Raw genomic sequence first — 16,740 nt, 5'->3', positions numbered from 1 at the left:
GTGCCGGCCGCGCGTCACATTGAACTTAGCTGTCGGACCCGGGCGGCGCAATGGCGTCGCCCGGTTTGTTTCGCTCGCGGCTCCGCAGTTCGCTCTGCTCGCGCCGCCACTTTGCGACCGCTTGATGGTTCCCGCTCAGCAAGATGTCGGGAACGGCCAGTCCTTCGTACACCCGCGGTCGCGTGTATTGCGGGTACTCCAACCTTCCGTCTTCGCTGTGCGACTCGTCCGCGGCGCTCTGTTCGTCGCCCAGCACCCCGGGCAACAGCCTGATGACGGTGTCGATCAGGACCATCGCGGGGACTTCGCCGCCGTTGCACACGAAGTCGCCGACCGAAATTTCGATCGGGTTCAACAACTGTCGGATGCGGTCGTCGAACCCTTCGTAGCGCCCGCACAGCAACAGCAACCGCGGCTCTCCGGCCAACCGCTCGACCACCCGCTGCGTGAGGCGCTCGCCCGCGGGGGTGAGCATCACCACTTTGCCGGGCGGCTCCGCCTTGGCCCGCACGGCCGCCACACAGTCCACGACCGGTTGCACGCTCAGCACCATCCCGGGGCCGCCGCCGAACGGTCGGTCGTCCACACGCTGGTGCTTGTTCTGGGTCCAGTCGCGGATGTTCCAGGCATGGACCTGAACGATCCCGGCCTGAATCGCATCCTCAAGGAGGCTCTGACGCACGTACCCGTCAAATATGCCGGGGAACAGCGTCAGAACGTCAAACCTGATGGTGCGGTTCATCGGGACTCAGCTCAGCCGGTCGGCGCGCTGGCTTCCGCGGCCTTCTTGGCGGCGTCTTCCGCCGCCTTGGCGGCCGCCGAGGCCTCGATCTCTTCCCACTTCTTCATGAAGTTCTTGAAGATCGCGGCGCAGTGCTCGGACGCCTGCGCGCCCACGCTCTGCCAGTACTTGATGCGGGCGGGCTTCAGCGTCACGCGGTCGCCCTTCTCCTTGACGTGCGGGTCGTAGGTGCCCAGCTCCTCGATCACCTTGCCGTCGCGCGGCTGGCGGTGGTCGATGGCCACGATGCGGTAGTAGTGCCGGTGGGTACGGCCCATCTGCTTCATCCGGATGCGAACTGCCACTGTCGATATCCCCTACGATGCCGTCATTCTGCCCAGAACAGGAATCTTAGTAAGTCGTCGAAAGTCGTAAAGTCCCAAGTCGTAAAGTCGAAGGCCGGAGCGGCCCCTGGGATCGACTTTACGACTTGGGACGGACGGCTTTCGGTGCCGCGAGCTATTTTCGCTTCTTTTTCTTCTTCCGGTCTTCGGCCCGCTCCTTGGCGCTCTTGCGGTGCCCGGTGTCGCCCTTGGTCTTGATCTGGTCCATCCCGCCGGGCAGGAAGGCGCCCATTTTGCCCATCCCGGTGACCATCTTCAGCCGCTGCCAGAGCGACATCGACGCCATCTGCTTCATCAGCACCCGGACCTGTCCGAACTGCTTGAGGAACTGGTTCACCTCGTGCGGCTCGACGCCGGCCCCCTTCGCGATGCGGCGCCGCCGCGGGGTGTCGATGATGTCGGGGTCGGCACGCTCCTTCTTGGTCATCGAGTCGATCATCCCCTGGACGCGCTTCAGCGCGACCTCGGGGTCCTCGCCCTCGGGGATCATCTCGGACATCCCCGGCATCCGGGAGATCATGTCCTTCATGCCCATCTTGGCGATCTGCTCGAACTGCTTGCGGAAGTCGTCGATCGTGAACTCGCCCTTTTTGATCTTCTCCTGCTGGGCGGCGAGCTCCTCCTGCGACATCTGCTGCTGGATGCTCGCGATCTTTTCGACCACGCCCATCATGTCGCCCTGGCCGAGGATGCGCCCCGCCATGCGCTCGGGGACGAAGTCCTCGAGCTTGTCGACCTTCTCCCCCATCCCGACGAACTTGATCGGCACCCCGGTGACGCCCTTGATCGACAGGGCCGCGCCGCCGCGGGCGTCGCCGTCGAGCTTGGTCAGGATGCAGGCGTTCAGCTCCAGGGCGTCGTTGAACGTCTTGGCGACGTTGGCCGCCTCCTGCCCGATCATCGCGTCCACGACGAGGTAGCACTCGTCGGGCTTCACGAGCTTGTCGATGCGCTTCAGCTCGTCCATCAGCGCGTCGTCGATCTGCAACCGCCCCGCGGTGTCGAGGATGACGCAGTCGCACAGCGTCTTCTTCGCCTGGGCCACGGCGTTGCGGCACACGTCGACCGGGTTGGTCGCCTCGCTGTAAACGGGCACGCCGATCTGTTCGCCCAGGGTGCGGAGCTGCTCGACCGCCCCGGGCCGCTGGAGGTCGGCTGCCGCGAGCATCGGCTTGCGGTTCTGGCCCTTGAGGGTGAGGGCCAGTTTGGCCGCAGTCGTGGTCTTACCGGCCCCCTGGAGCCCGCAGAGCATCAGCACGACGGGCCGGTCGGCGCGCTGGGGGATCTTGTGGTCCACCGGCCCCATGAGGGCGACGAGTTCTTCGTAAACGTTCTTAACGATCTGCTCGGACGGGTCCACCCGGGCCAGCACGTCCTGCCCCAGCGACTTCGCCTCCACGCGCGCGATGAAGTCGGTCGCGACGGTAAAGTTGACGTCCGCCTCGAGGAACGCGCGGCGGACCTCGCGGAGGCCGTCCTTCACGTTCTCGGCGGTCAACCGCCCGCGCCCGCGGAGCTTCTTGAGCGCGTCGCCGAGCGATTTGGTGATGCCTTCGAACATGTGGTTCTGCCTGACGGGGCTCGTAAGTGTGCTGGCGGCCGCGGGGCCGACAGCTTACTTTAAGACAACGCCGAGTCGGCTTCAACGGGACCGAAAGCCGGGCCGTTCTCGCGGGTATAAAGACTCGAATGCGGCCACAGGTTGTTACAGAAAACACAGATCAGAACCGGAACGGTTCACGTCCGGACCGCAGGGCCGACACCGGACCGCCCCGCTCCGGTCGAACGTGAGCGGTCACTGGTCCGTGCCTTCCGCGTTCGCCCGTGGCCGCCGGTATCCCGCTTTCGCACCGGAGACGTTATGCGTGTGTTGCTGACCGTTGTCGCGTTCGGTGTGTGTGCCGGGGCGGTGGGCGCCGAGGACTGGCCGCAGTGGCTCGGGCCGCAGCGCGACGGCACCTGGCGCGAGGACGGGCTGGTCGAGAAGTTCCCGGCCCGCGGCCCCAAGGTCGCGTGGAAAACCGACATCGGCGTCGGGTACGCCGGGCCGGCGGTCGCGAACGGTAAGGTGTTCGTCATCGACCTCGTGCCGGCCGAAAAGGCGAAAGTGCCCAGCGACGGGTTCGCGAAGGGGGCGCGGGTGCCGGGCAAGGAGCGCGTGCAGTGCCTCGATGCCGCCACCGGCAAACCGGTGTGGTCCACGGACTACCCGGTCGATTACACGATCAGCTACGCCGCCGGGCCGCGCTGTACGCCCACCGTTGACGGGGACATGGTGTACACGCTCGGCGCGATGGGGGACCTGAAAGCCGTCACGGTCGCCGACGGCAAAGTGGTCTGGTCGAAGAACTTCATGAAGGACTACGACGCCGGCCTCCCGGTGTGGGGCTTCTCGTCGCACCCGCTCGTCGATGGGGACAAGCTGATCTGCCTCGTCGGCGGGACGAACGACCGCCTGGTGGTTGCGTTCGACAAGAAGACCGGCAAGGAACTCTGGGCCTCACAGAACTGCCAGGGCGATTTCGGCTACAGCCCGCCGATGATCTACGAGTTCGGCGGCAAGCGCCAGCTCATCGTCTGGCACACCCGGGCGGTGGTCGGGTTGGAGCCCGACACCGGCAAGCTCCTGTGGCGGGTGCCGTTCGAGGTGAAGTACGCGCTCACCGCCCCGACGCCGCGCAAGGTGGGCGCGGACAAGCTGTTCGTGACCTCGTTCTATAACGGCTCGCTGCTGCTCAAGGTCGGTGCGGACAAGGCCAGCGTGGTGTGGAAGAGCAAGGCCCGCGGCGAAACCCCGGACCTCACCACCGACCTGAGTTCGATCATGGCGACGCCCGTCGTGGTTGGCGAGCACATTTACGGCGTGTGCAGCTACGGGCAGCTCCGGTGCATCGAGACCGACACCGGCAAACGGGTGTGGGAGTCCATGAAGGCGACCCGCGGCGCCCGCACCCCGAAAGCGATCGCCGAAAGCGACGAGCCGAGCGACAAGGAGCGCTGGGGGCTCGCGTTCCTGATCCCGCAGGGGGACCGCTACTTCCTGTTCAACGAGCAGGGCGACCTCATCATTGCGAAACTCACCCCGAAGGGGTACGAGGAGTTGGACCGGGCGCACCTCATCGACCCGACCAACACGATGGCCGGCCGCGGCCGGCTGGTAGTGTGGATGCATCCGGCGTTCGCCAACAAGTGCGTGTTCGTGCGGAACGACAAGGAGCTGATCTGCTACTCGCTCGCGAAAGAGTAGCAGACGGTGAGCCCGCGGCGGTTCGGGCCGTCACCGCGACGGGCCGAACGCAACGCTTGCGTCCACCAGAGCCGCCTCGTCCCGGTCGGCGAGTGCGAGCTTGGTGCCGTCCGGGCTGAACGCGAAGACCGCTTCGGGCAGCGCGTAGTCGCTCGGCAGGAACTGCCCCACCCGTTTGAACGAGTCGAGGTCGTACATCTGGAGGATGGTCCGCGGCGGCGCACCGGCTTCGAGCCCGCCGGTCGCGGCGACCACAAGCCGCCCGCCGGTGAGCCAGCACGCCTTCGGTCGGTAAGAGGGGAGTTCCCAGGAGAACAGCCGCCGATCGTTGTCGAGGTCCCAGACTTTAACGGAAGCCCCGTCCAGCACCGCGGCCCGGTGACCGTCGTTGGAAACGACCGGTCGCGACGGTGCAGTGGGGGCCGCCGGGTCCGCCGGAGCCGCCGCGACTGGTTTCAGGGTGCCGTCCGTGAGGAGCGAGTACAGTCCCGGCGGGCGGTCGCTCCCCGCCGCGGTCGGGAAGTGGAGCAACATTTTATTCTTGCGCGGGAACAGGAGATCGGCACGGAGCACGTCCGTCCCCCGGACGAGGCGCCGGTTTGGTTCTGGCTGGCCGGTCGTGGGTGAAATGGTGTCGAACGAGCAGCCGTCCTCCGTCCCGATGCCAACCGTCAGTTCGTGCGTTGTGGAGTGAAACCCAGCGGGTCCAAACGCCCGCGCCCGTTCGGCGCCCGGCTCCCACACGCCGACGCGCTTGCCGGTTGCCTCGCAGGTCTCCAGGCTCCACCCGGGCTTGCCGTCGCGAACGAAGTACATCCGCGCCCCGTTCGGAGCGACTAACGCCGCCCGCGCGTCCTTCGGCCGGACCCGCACGGCCGCCGGGTCGCCCAGCGTCCACACGTCAACCGCGCGGGCGGTCTGCACCAGTACGCGGAAGCCGGCGTTATCGACCGCCACGCTCTCGGGCAGATCGCCGGTCCGCTCTGCGTTCGCGTCGGCCGACACGCGCACCCCCCACAGGGCGAGCAGAGGCCCTTTACGCACAGGGGGCGCATTCACCTTCGCGTCGCGTGGCTTGTCGGCCTTCGCCTTGGCGCTCGGATCGGATTTCGCGTCTTTTTTGAGTTCGCCAGAGGCCGTGGCCGGAGCGGCTGCGGCGGCGCTGCCACCGCCACTCGCAGAGCTGCCTCCACCCGCGCCGCCCCCCTTGCTCGGGCCGGCATCACCGTCCGACTTCTCCCCTGAGCCCGGCTTCTCGGGCGCGTTCGGTGCGTCGCGTTCACCGCCCCGGCTTTGTCCGCTCCCGCCCAGCAGCGCTTGAAACTCGGCTTCAAACCGGGTGACAAGGACCGCCCCGCCCACGAGGATGCAGGCCATGAAGACGGCGATCATCGTAACCTGTCTGTCTGTCATGTGCGTGCCTCCAGGGGTCCGACCGAACCCTAGAGCGCGTTTTCCTGCTGAGTGTGAAAGGGCACCATCGGGGCAACTGGCGCGTCACCGCGCCGCCCCTTCAGAAAGGATTTGAGTCCGCGGTGGTGCAGGGCGCAGAAGTGAAGACGCCGTCAGCACGTGAACCGTGTGGGGGGCGGATCGCCGATCGACCCGCCCCCACACGCGAACGACATCACACGAGGCCGCTGGCCGCGACCTTGATGCCCTTCAGGGCCATCCGGAGCTGTTCGGGGTTCGGGGAGAACTCCAGCGCGGTCGCCTTATCGATGCGCCCGCCGAGGCACAGGTCTTCCAGGTTCTTGTTGAAGTCCATCATCCCTTCGTTGTAAAACGCCCGGATCGCGTCCAGCAGCTTCGCGTCCTGGCCCTTCAGGATGATGTCCCGGATCGTCGGGTTGACGATCATGATCTCGTTCGTCGGCACCCGCTGCACGCCCGGGATGCACGACGGCACCAGCTTCTGCGCCACCACGGCGCGCAGGTTGAACACCAGCGACTGGCGGACCGCCCCGTGCTGGCTGGGCGGGAACAGCCCCAGGATGCGGTCGACGGTGCTGTACGCGTTCGAGGCGTGGATCGTCCCGAACACGACGTGCCCGGTTTCCGCGGCGTGGACCGCGGCCTCGAACGTCTCCGAGTCGCGCATCTCGCCCACGAGGATCACGTCCGGGTCTTCGCGCACCGCGTGCTTCAGCGCCGTGTGCCAGTCGCACACGTCCAGGTACACCTCGCGCTGGTTCACCACGCTCATCTTGTCCGTGAACACGAACTCGATGGGGTCCTCGATGGTGAGGATGTGCAGCGCCTCGTTCATGTTCATGTAGTCCAGCATCGACGCGATCGTCGTCGACTTGCCGGACCCGGTCACGCCCGCCAGCAGCACCATCCCCTGCTCGAAGTGGCACAGCTTCTCGATGGTCGCCGGAAGGCCGAGCTTCTCGAACGACGGGATCGACTGGTTCACCAGCCGCGCCACCATCGCGAACTTGCCGCGCTGCTTCAGCAGGTTCACGCGGTACCGGGCCTCGTCGTTCCCGATGACGTGCGCGAAGTCCGCGCCGCCGGTCTCGTCGAGGATCTTCTTGTCCTTCTCGCGGAGGATCGGGTAGATCAGCTTTTCGAGCGTCTCCTGCGTCAGCACCGGCGTGTTCATCTTCTGGATGACGCCGCGGAGCCGCATCATCCCGGGCAGCCCGGCCTTCAGGTGGAGGTCCGAGCCCTTGTGCAGCATCACCGTGCGGAACAACTGGTTGATCTGCGGCTCGCCGGGCACGCTGGTGGCGACCTTCAGCCCCGGCTCCGGCGAGTTGATCGGGATCGGCACGTACGGCGCGGGGGGCGGGGGCGGCGAAGCGGGGGGCATCGGTGGCTCCTCGGCGAACGAGAATGAGATGACACGATCAGTTCCGCGGCCGCGCGGCGGGCTTACACGCGCACGGGCACGCCCTTCGAGGCGAGGTACGCCTTGGTGTCCGGAATCGAGTACTCGTTGTAGTGGAAGATGCTGGCGGCCAGCGCCGCGTCCGCACCGGCCTCGAACGCGAGCCGCAGGTGCTCGGGGCTCCCGGCCCCGCCGCTGGCGACCACCGGCACGTTCACCGCGCGGCTCACCGCGGCCAGCATCGGGAGGTCGTACCCGTTCTTGGTGCCGTCGGCGTCCATCGACGTGAGGACGATTTCGCCGGCGCCCAGCTCGACCACCCGCCGCGCCCACCACACGGCCTCCAGGCCCGTGGGGACCCGGCCGCCGTTGACGTGAACCTCCCAGACCGCTCCGTCGGCCGCGTCCGCGGTCACCGGAGTAAACGCCGCTCCGAGCTTCTCATTCCGCGCGCGGAATTCCGCGCGCGGGACGCGCTTCGGGTCGATGTTCACCACCGTGGCGCAGTTGCCGAACTTCCGGCTCACCTGCTCGATCAGCTCGGGGGTGCGAACGGCCGCGGAGTTCAGGCTCACCTTTTCCGCGCCGGCCTGGATGAGTTGGGTCGCGTCGTCGAGGGTGCGGATGCCGCCGCCGACGGTGAAGGGCATGAAGATCTGCTCCGCGACGCGGCGCACCATCTCCAGCATGATCGCCCGGCCCTCGTGACTGGCCGAGATGTCGAGGAACACGAGCTCGTCGGCGCCCTGTTCGTCGTACCGCCGGGCCACCTCGACCGGGTCGCCGGCGTCGCGGAGTCCGACGAAATTCGTACCCTTCACCACGCGCCCGCGATCCACATCGAGGCACGGAATGATGCGCTTGGTGAACATCGAACCTTTGGTTTCGTCGCGTGGGCGGGTTGAGAAGAGTCTGATGTGATCGTACCGGGCGGCGCCCGTGCGGTCAATCGGCCCCCGCGCACACCGCAACACGAACCGGGGCAGACGCCCCGCGGCGGGGCCGGTCAGTCGATCCGGTTGGCGGCGACCCAGAGCATGTAGGCGACGCGGTCGTTGAGCTGCTGGCGCTTGCGGTGCTGGAGGTAAACGTCGCGGTACCCGTAATACAGACAGGCGATGGTCAGGCAGGCGATGTTGCACGCGAGTAACTGGAACACGGGTGGTCTCCCCAATCGAACGGAAAGCGACTTTAAGGTGCGGGGCGTTCGCGGGCGAGCGGCCCGGAGGTGCCAGAACCGTAGGTCACTTGCCGACCGGGGCAACCGGCGCGGGGGGAAAAACCGATGCGTGAAAAGCCCGGAAGTGAAGGGTTTTTCTGCACTGTTAACGCGACCGCTGAAACCGGCACCGCCGGACCGGTCGGGTGTTCAGGGAAGTTGACGGCGCGCTAGGGGGCTTCAGCCGGGGTCACAATGACCTCGCCGCGCAACCCGTCCAGACCCTCGCTGCCGAGGCGGATGACGCGCCCGCCCACTTCGACCTCGAACAGGTCGTCGAGTTCCTGGTACGAGAGCACGTGAACGCTGGCCCCGGGCGTGAGCCCCTGCTGCTGCCAGCGGCGGAGCCGGTCGGGGTTGTCGTCCTGGGCCTCGCGCACGACCACCATGTCGCCCGCCCGGAACTCGGACAGCCGCTTCAAGTTCCGCGCCTGGAGCACCCCGGAGCTGGACGGAATCGGGTGCCCGTGCGGGTCCTCGTGCGGTTCGCCGAGGTAATCGGCGATCGCCTGCTCGAGCCGCGGCGAAATGGCGTGCTCCAGCGCTTCCGCTTCGGCGTCCACCTCGCTCCAGTCGAGCTTCAGCGCCTTGGTGAGGAACAGCTCCACGAGCCGGTGCCGCCGGATCACCCGCAGCGCTTCGGTCCGCCCGCCCGGCGACAGCTTCGCGCCCTCGCCGGCCGAGTACTCGATCCAGCCGGCGTCCGCGAGCCGCTTCAGCATCCCGGTGACGGAGGGCGCCTTCACCCCCAGCGCGCTGGCGATCTTCCCGGACGGCACCCCCTCATCGGTGCCGCCGAGCATGTGGATGGCTTTCAGATAGTCTTGAACGGCTGGCGACAATTGTTCGGCCATGCCGGGGGCTCCGAATCCGTGAGGTGTGCCACCGCTCATCATAACGAACGGACACGGAAAGGCGGTGATGAGTTCGTGAATCGGGCCGGTTCACGCGGCGCGGAGCGCTGCCTGCGGTGTGTTCCCCACGAGGAACGCGGCGGCGCGGTCGCACGCGCCCGGGACCGCGGCCCGGGACCGTAGCGCGATCAGGCGATCGACGACCGCCTGACGCCGCGCGGGGGCGTTGAGCCAGCCCACGATATCGCCCGCCATTTCGGCCGAGCGGTCGTGCCAAGTGGGGTACTCGGGGTACAGCGGCTCGTTGAGGAGTAAGTTGACGAGAGACATGTACTTAACGTTAATGAGCTGCTTCAGCACCCACCCCTCGACCCGTCCGACGCAGTACATCACGACGGTCGGCTTGGCGCGGTACATCAGTTCGAGGCTGACCGAACCCGAAACGGCGAGGCACGCGTCCGCGAGTTCGATCACTTCTGGCGTGCGCCCGACGTGGATCTCGACCGGCAACCCGGCGGGCAGCAGCGCGCGGACCGCTTCGGCCTGGGTGGCGTTGAACGCCCCGACGAGGAACCGCACGTCCGGGCGGGCCACGTGGATCTTCTGCGCGGTGGCGAGCATCGTGCGCGCGTTGGCGGCAATCTCGCTGTTCCGCGAACCGGGCAGCAGCGTCACCCGCGCCCCTGGCTTTGCCCGCTCCTGAGCCAGGAAATCGGGGTCGAGGCGCTGTCGCGCGAGTTCGTCGAAGTACGGGTGGCCGATGTAGTGCGTTTGCACCCCGCGCTTCCGGTACCATTCGTCCTCGAACGGCAGCGCCGTGAGAACGCCCGTGAAGCACTTCCGCACGGTGCGGACGCGCCCGGACCGCCACGCCCAGATCTGCGGGGGAACGAAGAAGTAGGTGGGGACACCGAAATCGCGGATGCGTTTGGCGAGTTCCAGGTGGAAGCCCGGGTAGTCAATCATGACGACCGCGTCGGGCCGCTGCGTGCGGATGTGGTGAATCGCGAGGTTGCCGATGCGAAACAGCGCGGGCAACGCTTGGACGACGCCCCGCAGTCCCATGACTGCGAACTTCGGGAGCGGGAACAGAATGTCCGCACCGGCGGCCTGCATCCCGTCGCCACCGAAGGCGGTGACGTGCGTGTCTGGGGCCTGGGCGTGAAGGGCACGAACGAGGTTCGCGCCGTGCAAATCCCCGCTCGGCTCACCGGCGCTGACGAAAACCTTCATGATGCGGCATCCTTGCCAGCAAGCAGTTGACCGGACGGGCGTGCGCTCACCCCTTGGCGGGAGGCGGCGTCGTTACGGACGCATCCACCCCCGCCACAGCGTTTCCGGCCCCGCGCCCGGGCAGCTCGGTGGTCTCCGCGACGCGACGGTACCCGAGCGAGCGAAGAACTTCAAGCACTTCGCTCCACGTCGGGAACGGGCGCCGGTTCTCGCGCTTGTACCGGTCCATCGCCTTCATGAACTCGGTCTCGTCGTCGGAGTAGTCGCGCTCGCACGTCGTCGGATCGATCAACCGGCGCCGCTCACTACTCTTCCGTTTGGCCGCGGCGTTCTCCGCGCGCCGCCGGTCCGTCGCAACGGGAATGTTGCGCTTGCGGCGGTCGGCGGGGAAGGGCGTGGTTCCGGACTTGGAACCGTTTGTAGGTTCAGCGGCCGCGGGTTGCGGAACGTTTACTGAATTCGACATCTGCGGTGCCTCACAGCCAATAGTGGGGGGCGGCTGGAGCCAAGCATCCGCGGCCGTCCTGGCCGATCGCGTTTATCGCGATCCTCGGGGATGAACGGGTGTTTCTAAACGTACCCGACGGATGGGATGTGTCAACCGGAATTCACATGCCAACCAAAATCGGGCAACATTTACTGCGGTAGCTTTTGAGGATTAGCACGAGGCGCGAAACGAGGCCGTTTATGCGCCCGTCCTGACTCCAGTCAGTGGTCCGAATTTGTAACAATTTTCGTGCCGGTGGTGTTTTCCCGTCTGCGCGGTTGACAGCGGCCCCGACGTGTGACGCTGTGGGACGGACGGTAGGGGCCGAGAGCCGGCTGGTCATCGGCTTGGGGATCGCAAGCGGGGCGAGGGGTCGGTTGCGAAGAAGTGTTTCTGCCCGGCGTGCGGGCTACGGGGCAGGACTGGTTCGACGCCGTGAAGCGGATCGAAGCGTTAGACACCTACCGTGTCTTTCAGACGTTGTGGGGCTGATCCTTTGCGGGAACCAACCGGACCGCTTTGATGCGTACAACGTGCGCGGGTTCGATTTCGAAGTACGCGATGAGCGGCTTCACTTCGAGCTTGAGCAACCCCTCTGTTAACGGGTCGGCGTACCGAAGCGGCGCGTGCTTGAGCAAGATGTTGATGACGTTCTCGGCACGAGTGACCGCGAGGGAGTGGTGCGGAAGTAGTGCGTTCCAAGCGTTCAGGCAGGCCAGTGCGGCGGGCTCATCCCAAACGACGCGGTAGAGTTCGGCCGCCGGCTGTTCGTCCATATCGCTCACTTCAAGGTTTCCGCGATAACAGCCGCCACGTCCCCGGGCGCAGGCGGGCCGTTCGCGGCGAGGGCGTCGAGCTTCCGCAGGGCTTCACTCACGGCCGCGGCCGGAACGGTCCGCACCGGTCCCGGCTGTGATCGGATCTGCCGAACCATATCCGCATCGGTCTCGCCGACGGGCGCCGGTTCCGGCTCGTTGAGGGGGCGCGTTTCGTGTGCATTTGCCACGGTAGAACTCCGCGTTCGTGTGAGGACAATCACTCCTCACCGCATCAGGATAGCTAACCCGCGGCCCGCTTCACAAGCTCGCGTTTCCCCATCGACCCGACGACCATTGCTCGAAGGTGCGGAGCAACGCGGCGGTACCCAGCGACCGCGGCGTTCGTTCACCCCGCCGCCGGCCGTGGGCGGTGTCCAACGGGCATACCGGGCACCGCTCACGACCATTGCTGACCGTTGTTCGGGAGGGCCGCTACCCAGCCGGCGGGAACCTTCGACACTTCGGGGCACGTGTCGTTCGGATTCACCACCACCCAACCGAGAGCAACCATGCCCTCCGTCAAGCAGTCGCAGGAAGAGCGGGCACCGTTCTGAGTGGGCGACGGCGCCGGGAAATGCAACCAGCCCCGCGACCGCTGGGAACGGTGGCGAGGCTGAAAATGAAGCAGTTCGCAGTGATTTGCAGGGCGTTGCGCCCATCGGACTTAAGAGCCACCTGTGGGATTTGAACCCACGACCCCCGCTTTACGAAAGCGGTGCACTACCGCTGTGCTAAGGTGGCGTCAACCCTTGAATCAAGGGTGTTGGGTGGTGTACTGCCGGCCACACCCCTTTTACACCCGCTGTTCTTGAATCTGACCGACCCTGACTGAAACTCCGGTGGTGAATCACCACAACCGTTTTCGAGTAACGGCCGCTGTGTCTGAGAGAGATTCTACCGCGCCGAGGTTCACCGGCAAGCCAAACAAACCGCACACCGAATTCCCCTCGTCTCTCACGTCACCGAGCGCTGGGCAAACGAAGCAGGCGGCGGGGGGCGTGCTGCGCGTTCTTGACCGACCGCGACCGCCCGGGAGCGGGACACGTGTCCCCTTCGGGCCGTCGCGCCTCACCTACAAAAGCGACGCCCCAGGAAGTTGGTCCGCGGATCAGGCCCCCTGGACCGACTTCCTGGGCGCGGCCCGGAACCGGATTAGTGGTTCGCGTGGCTGTCGTAGGCCCGCGGGCAGCCGTAGCCGGTGCCCCAGGGCTGGTTCATCGGGCCGGTCGGGCACTTGTGGCCGAAGCCGCCCCAGGTCGGGCCGCACGGCGAGAAGAAGTTCTTGCACGAGCCGAACTGGAACGCCAGGTCGCTCTTGATGCTGCCGCACCCGCTGTTGCAGGTGGAGCCGAGCTGGCACCCGGGGGCCGACACGGCGGACATCACGAACCCGCGAACCGGGCCGGTGGTGGTGCCGCAGTTGCTGCACCCGGCCCCGCCGCTGATGACGGTGGCGCCGGAGGACGGCGGGAGCGGGGTCGCGGCGGCGGCGGCCGGCGATGGGTTGCGGGCCGGCTGGTACTGCGGCTGTTGTGCGGCGGCGGTGCCGGACACGGCGAACGCGCCGATGGCCGCGAGGAGCAGTGAACGCATGTTGGAAACCCTTCCGAGGAAGCGCCGCTTCCGTGGCGGCAGGTTCGTAATCGGAGGGGCTTCGCCGCCGACCGCGGGGAAAGCGGCCGGCGTGTGAAAGGAATCGCGGCCGGCGCTCGTGCTGGCGCGGTCGTGGCGCGCCGGCCAGTTCGGGCGAGTCGCCCGGCAGAAGAAGGTGTAGCGGTCGTCGGGGCGGAGCGGTTCCTACTCAAACGCCACGATGCGCCGGATGATGCGGCCGTAGTCCGGGGCGAGCGAGTCCCAGACGCCGCGCTTCCGCGCCTCGCGGTTGGGCCAGTTCACCAGATTGAGGTGGTCGCCGTCCCACACGTCGGTGTGCTCCCCCCACGTCGCCGACGCGACCGATACGACCCCGTCGTTCGCCCCTTCCGCCCGGCGGACGATCTCGTGCGGCACCCGCCACCCTGACCCGAGCAGCGGGCCGTCGCACACGCCGGCCACGGAAAAGTAGCGCACCCCCGGTACGTCGCGCACGGCGGCGTTGAAGTGGGCGCACGCCGCGGAGGTGAGATCGAAAAACGCCTGCGTGGAGAGTCCGAGGAACTGGAAGAACGGGGCGAGGAGGCCGGCGAACCGCTTCATCCCCCAGTCCGCGAACGGGCTGCCGCGGTGCGGGGTGCCGACGGTGGTGAGGGTCCGCACCCGGTCGGCCATTCCGAGCTGACTAATCATGTACCGGGCGTCCAGCCCGCCCATGCTGTGCCCGATGAGGTGGACTGGCCCGTTCGGGACGTTCGCCAGCAGGTACCGCTTCAGCTCGCCCGCCCGCGCCGCGACGCCGCGGGTGCAGCTCAGGCGCGGCATCAGAACGCGGTTGCCGCTGGCTTCGAGCTGCGGGCGGATGCCGGGGAAGTAGTCCTTCAGCGGGCGGCCGAACGCCGTCACGCGGTCGTAGCCGCACAGCCCGTGGACGAGCACGATCGGCGCACCGAGTTGCGGAATGTCGTTTGCGGTCACGGCGCGCGGTCCTTTAACGTATGCAACGCCCCTTTCCTACCTCATTACGAGGGGAAAAGGGAATGAGTGTTCCGTTCGCGTGCGGTTGTGTCAGCAGAGCGGTGGGTTCACTAACATGAACGCCAGTCGCCGGCATCGTGCCTGGGGGTGAGACCGGCCCTGGCAATTCGGCCATCGCGAAAGTTGCAGCAGATATACATACTTCCTTCACGGGACTTACGCAATGCAAATTCCAGTCGCGCAACCCGGAAAAACCCGCATCGGCTGGATCGGCACCGGCGTGATGGGCCGGTGGATGTGCCAGCACGCCATGACGAGCGGCTATTCGGCCACGGTGTACAACCGCTCGGCGGACAAGGCGCAGCCGCTGGTGGACGCCGGCGCGAAGCTGGCTGATAGCCCGAAGGCGGTGGCGGAGCAAGCGGACATCGTGTTCGCGATCGTCGGGTTCCCGAAGGACGTGCGGGAGGTGTTCCTGGGTGCCGACGGGGCGCTCGCGGGCGCGAAGCCGGGCACCGTGCTGGTGGACATGACCACGTCGGAGCCGTCGCTGGCGAAGGAGATTTACGAGGCGGCGAAGGCGAAGGGCGTGGCGGCGCTGGACGCCCCGGTGAGCGGCGGCGACGTGGGCGCGAAGAACGCGGCCCTGTCGATCATGATCGGCGGGGATAAGGAGGTCGTGGAGGCCGTTCAGCCGGTGTTCGCCTGCATGGGGAAGACGATCGTTCACCAGGGCGCGGCGGGGGCCGGCCAGCACACCAAGATGGTGAACCAGATCCTGATCTCGTCGAACATGATCGCGGTGTGCGAGGGGCTGCTGTACGGGTACAAGGCGGGGCTGGACCTGGAGACGGTGTTCAAGAGCGTGAGCGTGGGGGCGGCCGGGAGCAAGGCGCTGGAGGTGCTGGGGCCGCGGATGCTGGCCCGCAACTTCGAGCCGGGGTTCTACGTCGAGCACTTCATTAAAGACATGGGCATCGCCCTGGCGGAAGCCGAGAAGATGAACCTGAGCCTGCCGGGCCTGGGGCTGGCGAAGCAGCTCTACGAAGCCGTTCGGGCTCAAGGGTTTGCGAGAAAAGGGACGCAGGCTCTGCTCGTGGCTCTGGAGACGCTCAACGGGATCAAGCGGTGACTCGAAAAGCCTCTACCCCCTCCGTTTGGCACGGAAAGAGGCACGGAATGCGTAAGACTGGCGTATCGAGACCCTCGTTCCTCAGTCCTCGACTCCCGTCTACTCACTCAGTTCTGTAGAGACGGTTCGGGTCGGACTACCGATGTGTTGAGGGCTGATGGGTACTGCCGAGGGCCGGTGTAGGGTGTCGATATGCAATTAATTGTTTGATATAATAGTGGGGCGGGGTTGCATCGGCGATTTCGGTGGTGGTCGAACGGCGGCTCGGGTACGCTGCGGACGTTCTTCAGGAGGTTCCCATGCGGTGGATTCCACTGGCCGGGCTCGTTCTGGCTTTTTCAACTGCCGAGGCCGCACCGGTCCCCAAGCACTTGATGAAGAACCGGCAGATCGACCCCACCAAGTTGGTGGGCAAGTGGACCCCAAAAGAGAAGCCCGAGCTTGGCACCTTGGAGTTCACCCGGGACGGGAAGATCGTGATGGAGTACCCGCTGAACGGCGAGACACACAGGTCGGATGGAGTTTACAAAGTCGAGAAGGATGAACTGACCGAAACGTTTGATCGGCCGGGAGGATCGCAGCCCCTGACTCTGGTCATTTCGGAACTGACCGACACGGATCTTGTGCTCATCAAAAAAGACGGCGTGAAGTGGCCGATGGTTCGGGTGAAGGGAAAGTAAAGGTACTCGTTCAGCGCCTCAGCCGGCGGCCGGTACAGTTGAACGGGGCCGAGCTGGTAACATGCTGGTATGGACGAGCCCGCGTGTCCCGGTTGTCGGGAACTGTCCAAGCAGGTCGCCGAACTCACGGCCCGAGTTGCCGAATAACCCGGCGGCTGGACGAGGCGTTTGTGCGGGCCGGCGTAAAGTGGCCCCTTTTCGTAAAGGTCTAACCAGGCCCCACCCGAAGCCACCGGGCCGCAAGTCCGGTGGCGCCCACGACAAGCACGGCCACCGTCTACCACCGCCGAAACACGGTCGCTGAGTGCCATGAGTCTCACCTGCCGGACGCGTGCCCGCACTGTCGGGGCCGGCTCGTTGAGAGCGGTACGGCGGACCAGTTCCAGACCGAGATCCCCGCCAGCCAATGATCCGCAAGTTCCGCGTCTACATCTGCCACTGCGAGTCGTGCGGCAAGCGGGCTCGAGGTCGGCACCTGCTCCAAACATCCGACGCCTTGGGGGCGGCGGCCAGTCAAGACGCCCCGACATCCAGACTG

The 16,740-nt window shown here is 66.5% G+C and carries 17 protein-coding genes and 1 tRNA gene; 3 read left to right on the top strand and 15 right to left on the bottom strand.

Features of this window, described 5'->3' with window-relative positions:
- Positions 1-25 precede the first annotated feature (25 nt).
- The 3 genes from trmD to ffh form a co-directional block, all read right to left on the bottom strand.
- Positions 26-730: a tRNA (guanosine(37)-N1)-methyltransferase TrmD gene (gene trmD / locus R5W23_RS13160; protein ID WP_407936123.1), complete on the bottom strand. Its 705-nt coding sequence runs from the start codon at positions 728-730 to the stop codon at positions 26-28.
- A gap of 23 nt (positions 731-753) precedes the next feature.
- Complete coding sequence (gene rpsP / locus R5W23_RS13155) at positions 754-1,086, bottom strand: 30S ribosomal protein S16 (protein ID WP_261190091.1); 333 nt, start codon at positions 1,084-1,086, stop codon at positions 754-756.
- 154 nt (positions 1,087-1,240) lie between these two features.
- Positions 1,241-2,686 (bottom strand): signal recognition particle protein, encoded by a 1,446-nt coding sequence (gene ffh, locus R5W23_RS13150; protein ID WP_010041376.1) that lies wholly within the window; start codon positions 2,684-2,686, stop codon positions 1,241-1,243.
- Between the two features lie 300 nt (positions 2,687-2,986).
- Here ffh and R5W23_RS13145 point away from each other — a divergent pair, with 300 nt between their 5' ends.
- On the top strand, positions 2,987-4,372 hold the full coding sequence (locus R5W23_RS13145; protein ID WP_320686706.1) for a PQQ-binding-like beta-propeller repeat protein: 1,386 nt from the start codon (positions 2,987-2,989) through the stop codon (positions 4,370-4,372).
- A 30-nt stretch (positions 4,373-4,402) separates the two neighbouring features.
- Here the strand turns inward: R5W23_RS13145 and R5W23_RS13140 are convergent, their stop codons facing one another.
- From R5W23_RS13140 to R5W23_RS13085, 12 genes are all read right to left on the bottom strand, one after another.
- Positions 4,403-5,785, bottom strand: a complete 1,383-nt coding sequence (locus tag R5W23_RS13140; RefSeq protein ID WP_320686705.1) for a WD40 repeat domain-containing protein — start codon at positions 5,783-5,785, stop codon at positions 4,403-4,405.
- A 214-nt stretch (positions 5,786-5,999) separates the two neighbouring features.
- Positions 6,000-7,190, bottom strand: a complete 1,191-nt coding sequence (locus tag R5W23_RS13135) for a type IV pilus twitching motility protein PilT (protein WP_010041379.1) — start codon at positions 7,188-7,190, stop codon at positions 6,000-6,002.
- A gap of 62 nt (positions 7,191-7,252) precedes the next feature.
- The gene (hisF, locus tag R5W23_RS13130; protein ID WP_320686704.1) at positions 7,253-8,080 is read right to left on the bottom strand and encodes an imidazole glycerol phosphate synthase subunit HisF; all 828 of its coding nucleotides are present in this window, start codon (positions 8,078-8,080) and stop codon (positions 7,253-7,255) included.
- Positions 8,081-8,214: 134 nt separating this feature from the next.
- Positions 8,215-8,367: a hypothetical protein gene (locus R5W23_RS13125; protein WP_010041382.1), complete on the bottom strand. Its 153-nt coding sequence runs from the start codon at positions 8,365-8,367 to the stop codon at positions 8,215-8,217.
- Between the two features lie 230 nt (positions 8,368-8,597).
- A complete protein-coding gene (locus R5W23_RS13120) occupies positions 8,598-9,281 on the bottom strand; it encodes a metal-dependent transcriptional regulator (RefSeq protein ID WP_320686703.1) in 684 nt (227 codons plus the stop codon).
- A 90-nt stretch (positions 9,282-9,371) separates the two neighbouring features.
- Entirely contained in the window at positions 9,372-10,514 is a 1,143-nt protein-coding gene (gene lpxB / locus R5W23_RS13115; protein ID WP_320686702.1) for a lipid-A-disaccharide synthase, read from the bottom strand.
- 46 nt (positions 10,515-10,560) lie between these two features.
- Entirely contained in the window at positions 10,561-10,806 is a 246-nt protein-coding gene (locus tag R5W23_RS13110; protein WP_320686701.1) for a hypothetical protein, read from the bottom strand.
- A 668-nt stretch (positions 10,807-11,474) separates the two neighbouring features.
- The gene (locus R5W23_RS13105; RefSeq protein ID WP_320686700.1) at positions 11,475-11,786 is read right to left on the bottom strand and encodes a hypothetical protein; all 312 of its coding nucleotides are present in this window, start codon (positions 11,784-11,786) and stop codon (positions 11,475-11,477) included.
- Entirely contained in the window at positions 11,783-12,007 is a 225-nt protein-coding gene (locus tag R5W23_RS13100; protein WP_320686699.1) for a hypothetical protein, read from the bottom strand. The genes R5W23_RS13105 and R5W23_RS13100 overlap by 4 nt, the downstream gene beginning before the upstream one ends.
- Before the next feature lie 481 nt (positions 12,008-12,488).
- Positions 12,489-12,560 (bottom strand) — tRNA-Thr (locus tag R5W23_RS13095).
- Between the two features lie 411 nt (positions 12,561-12,971).
- Positions 12,972-13,412, bottom strand: a complete 441-nt coding sequence (locus tag R5W23_RS13090) for a hypothetical protein (RefSeq protein WP_261189620.1) — start codon at positions 13,410-13,412, stop codon at positions 12,972-12,974.
- A 204-nt stretch (positions 13,413-13,616) separates the two neighbouring features.
- Entirely contained in the window at positions 13,617-14,390 is a 774-nt protein-coding gene (locus R5W23_RS13085; RefSeq protein ID WP_320686698.1) for a lipase family alpha/beta hydrolase, read from the bottom strand.
- Positions 14,391-14,613: 223 nt separating this feature from the next.
- On the opposite strand from R5W23_RS13085, the gene R5W23_RS13080 reads away from it, so the two are divergent.
- Complete coding sequence (locus R5W23_RS13080; protein WP_320686697.1) at positions 14,614-15,522, top strand: NAD(P)-dependent oxidoreductase; 909 nt, start codon at positions 14,614-14,616, stop codon at positions 15,520-15,522.
- 245 nt (positions 15,523-15,767) lie between these two features.
- Entirely contained in the window at positions 15,768-16,202 is a 435-nt protein-coding gene (locus R5W23_RS13075; RefSeq protein ID WP_320686696.1) for a hypothetical protein, read from the top strand.
- Positions 16,203-16,740: the final 538 nt, after the last annotated feature.

The organism is Gemmata algarum, assembly GCF_034097035.1.
GTDB classification, from domain to species: domain Bacteria; phylum Planctomycetota; class Planctomycetia; order Gemmatales; family Gemmataceae; genus Gemmata; species Gemmata algarum.
This window is presented reverse-complemented; position numbering and strand designations above follow the sequence as displayed.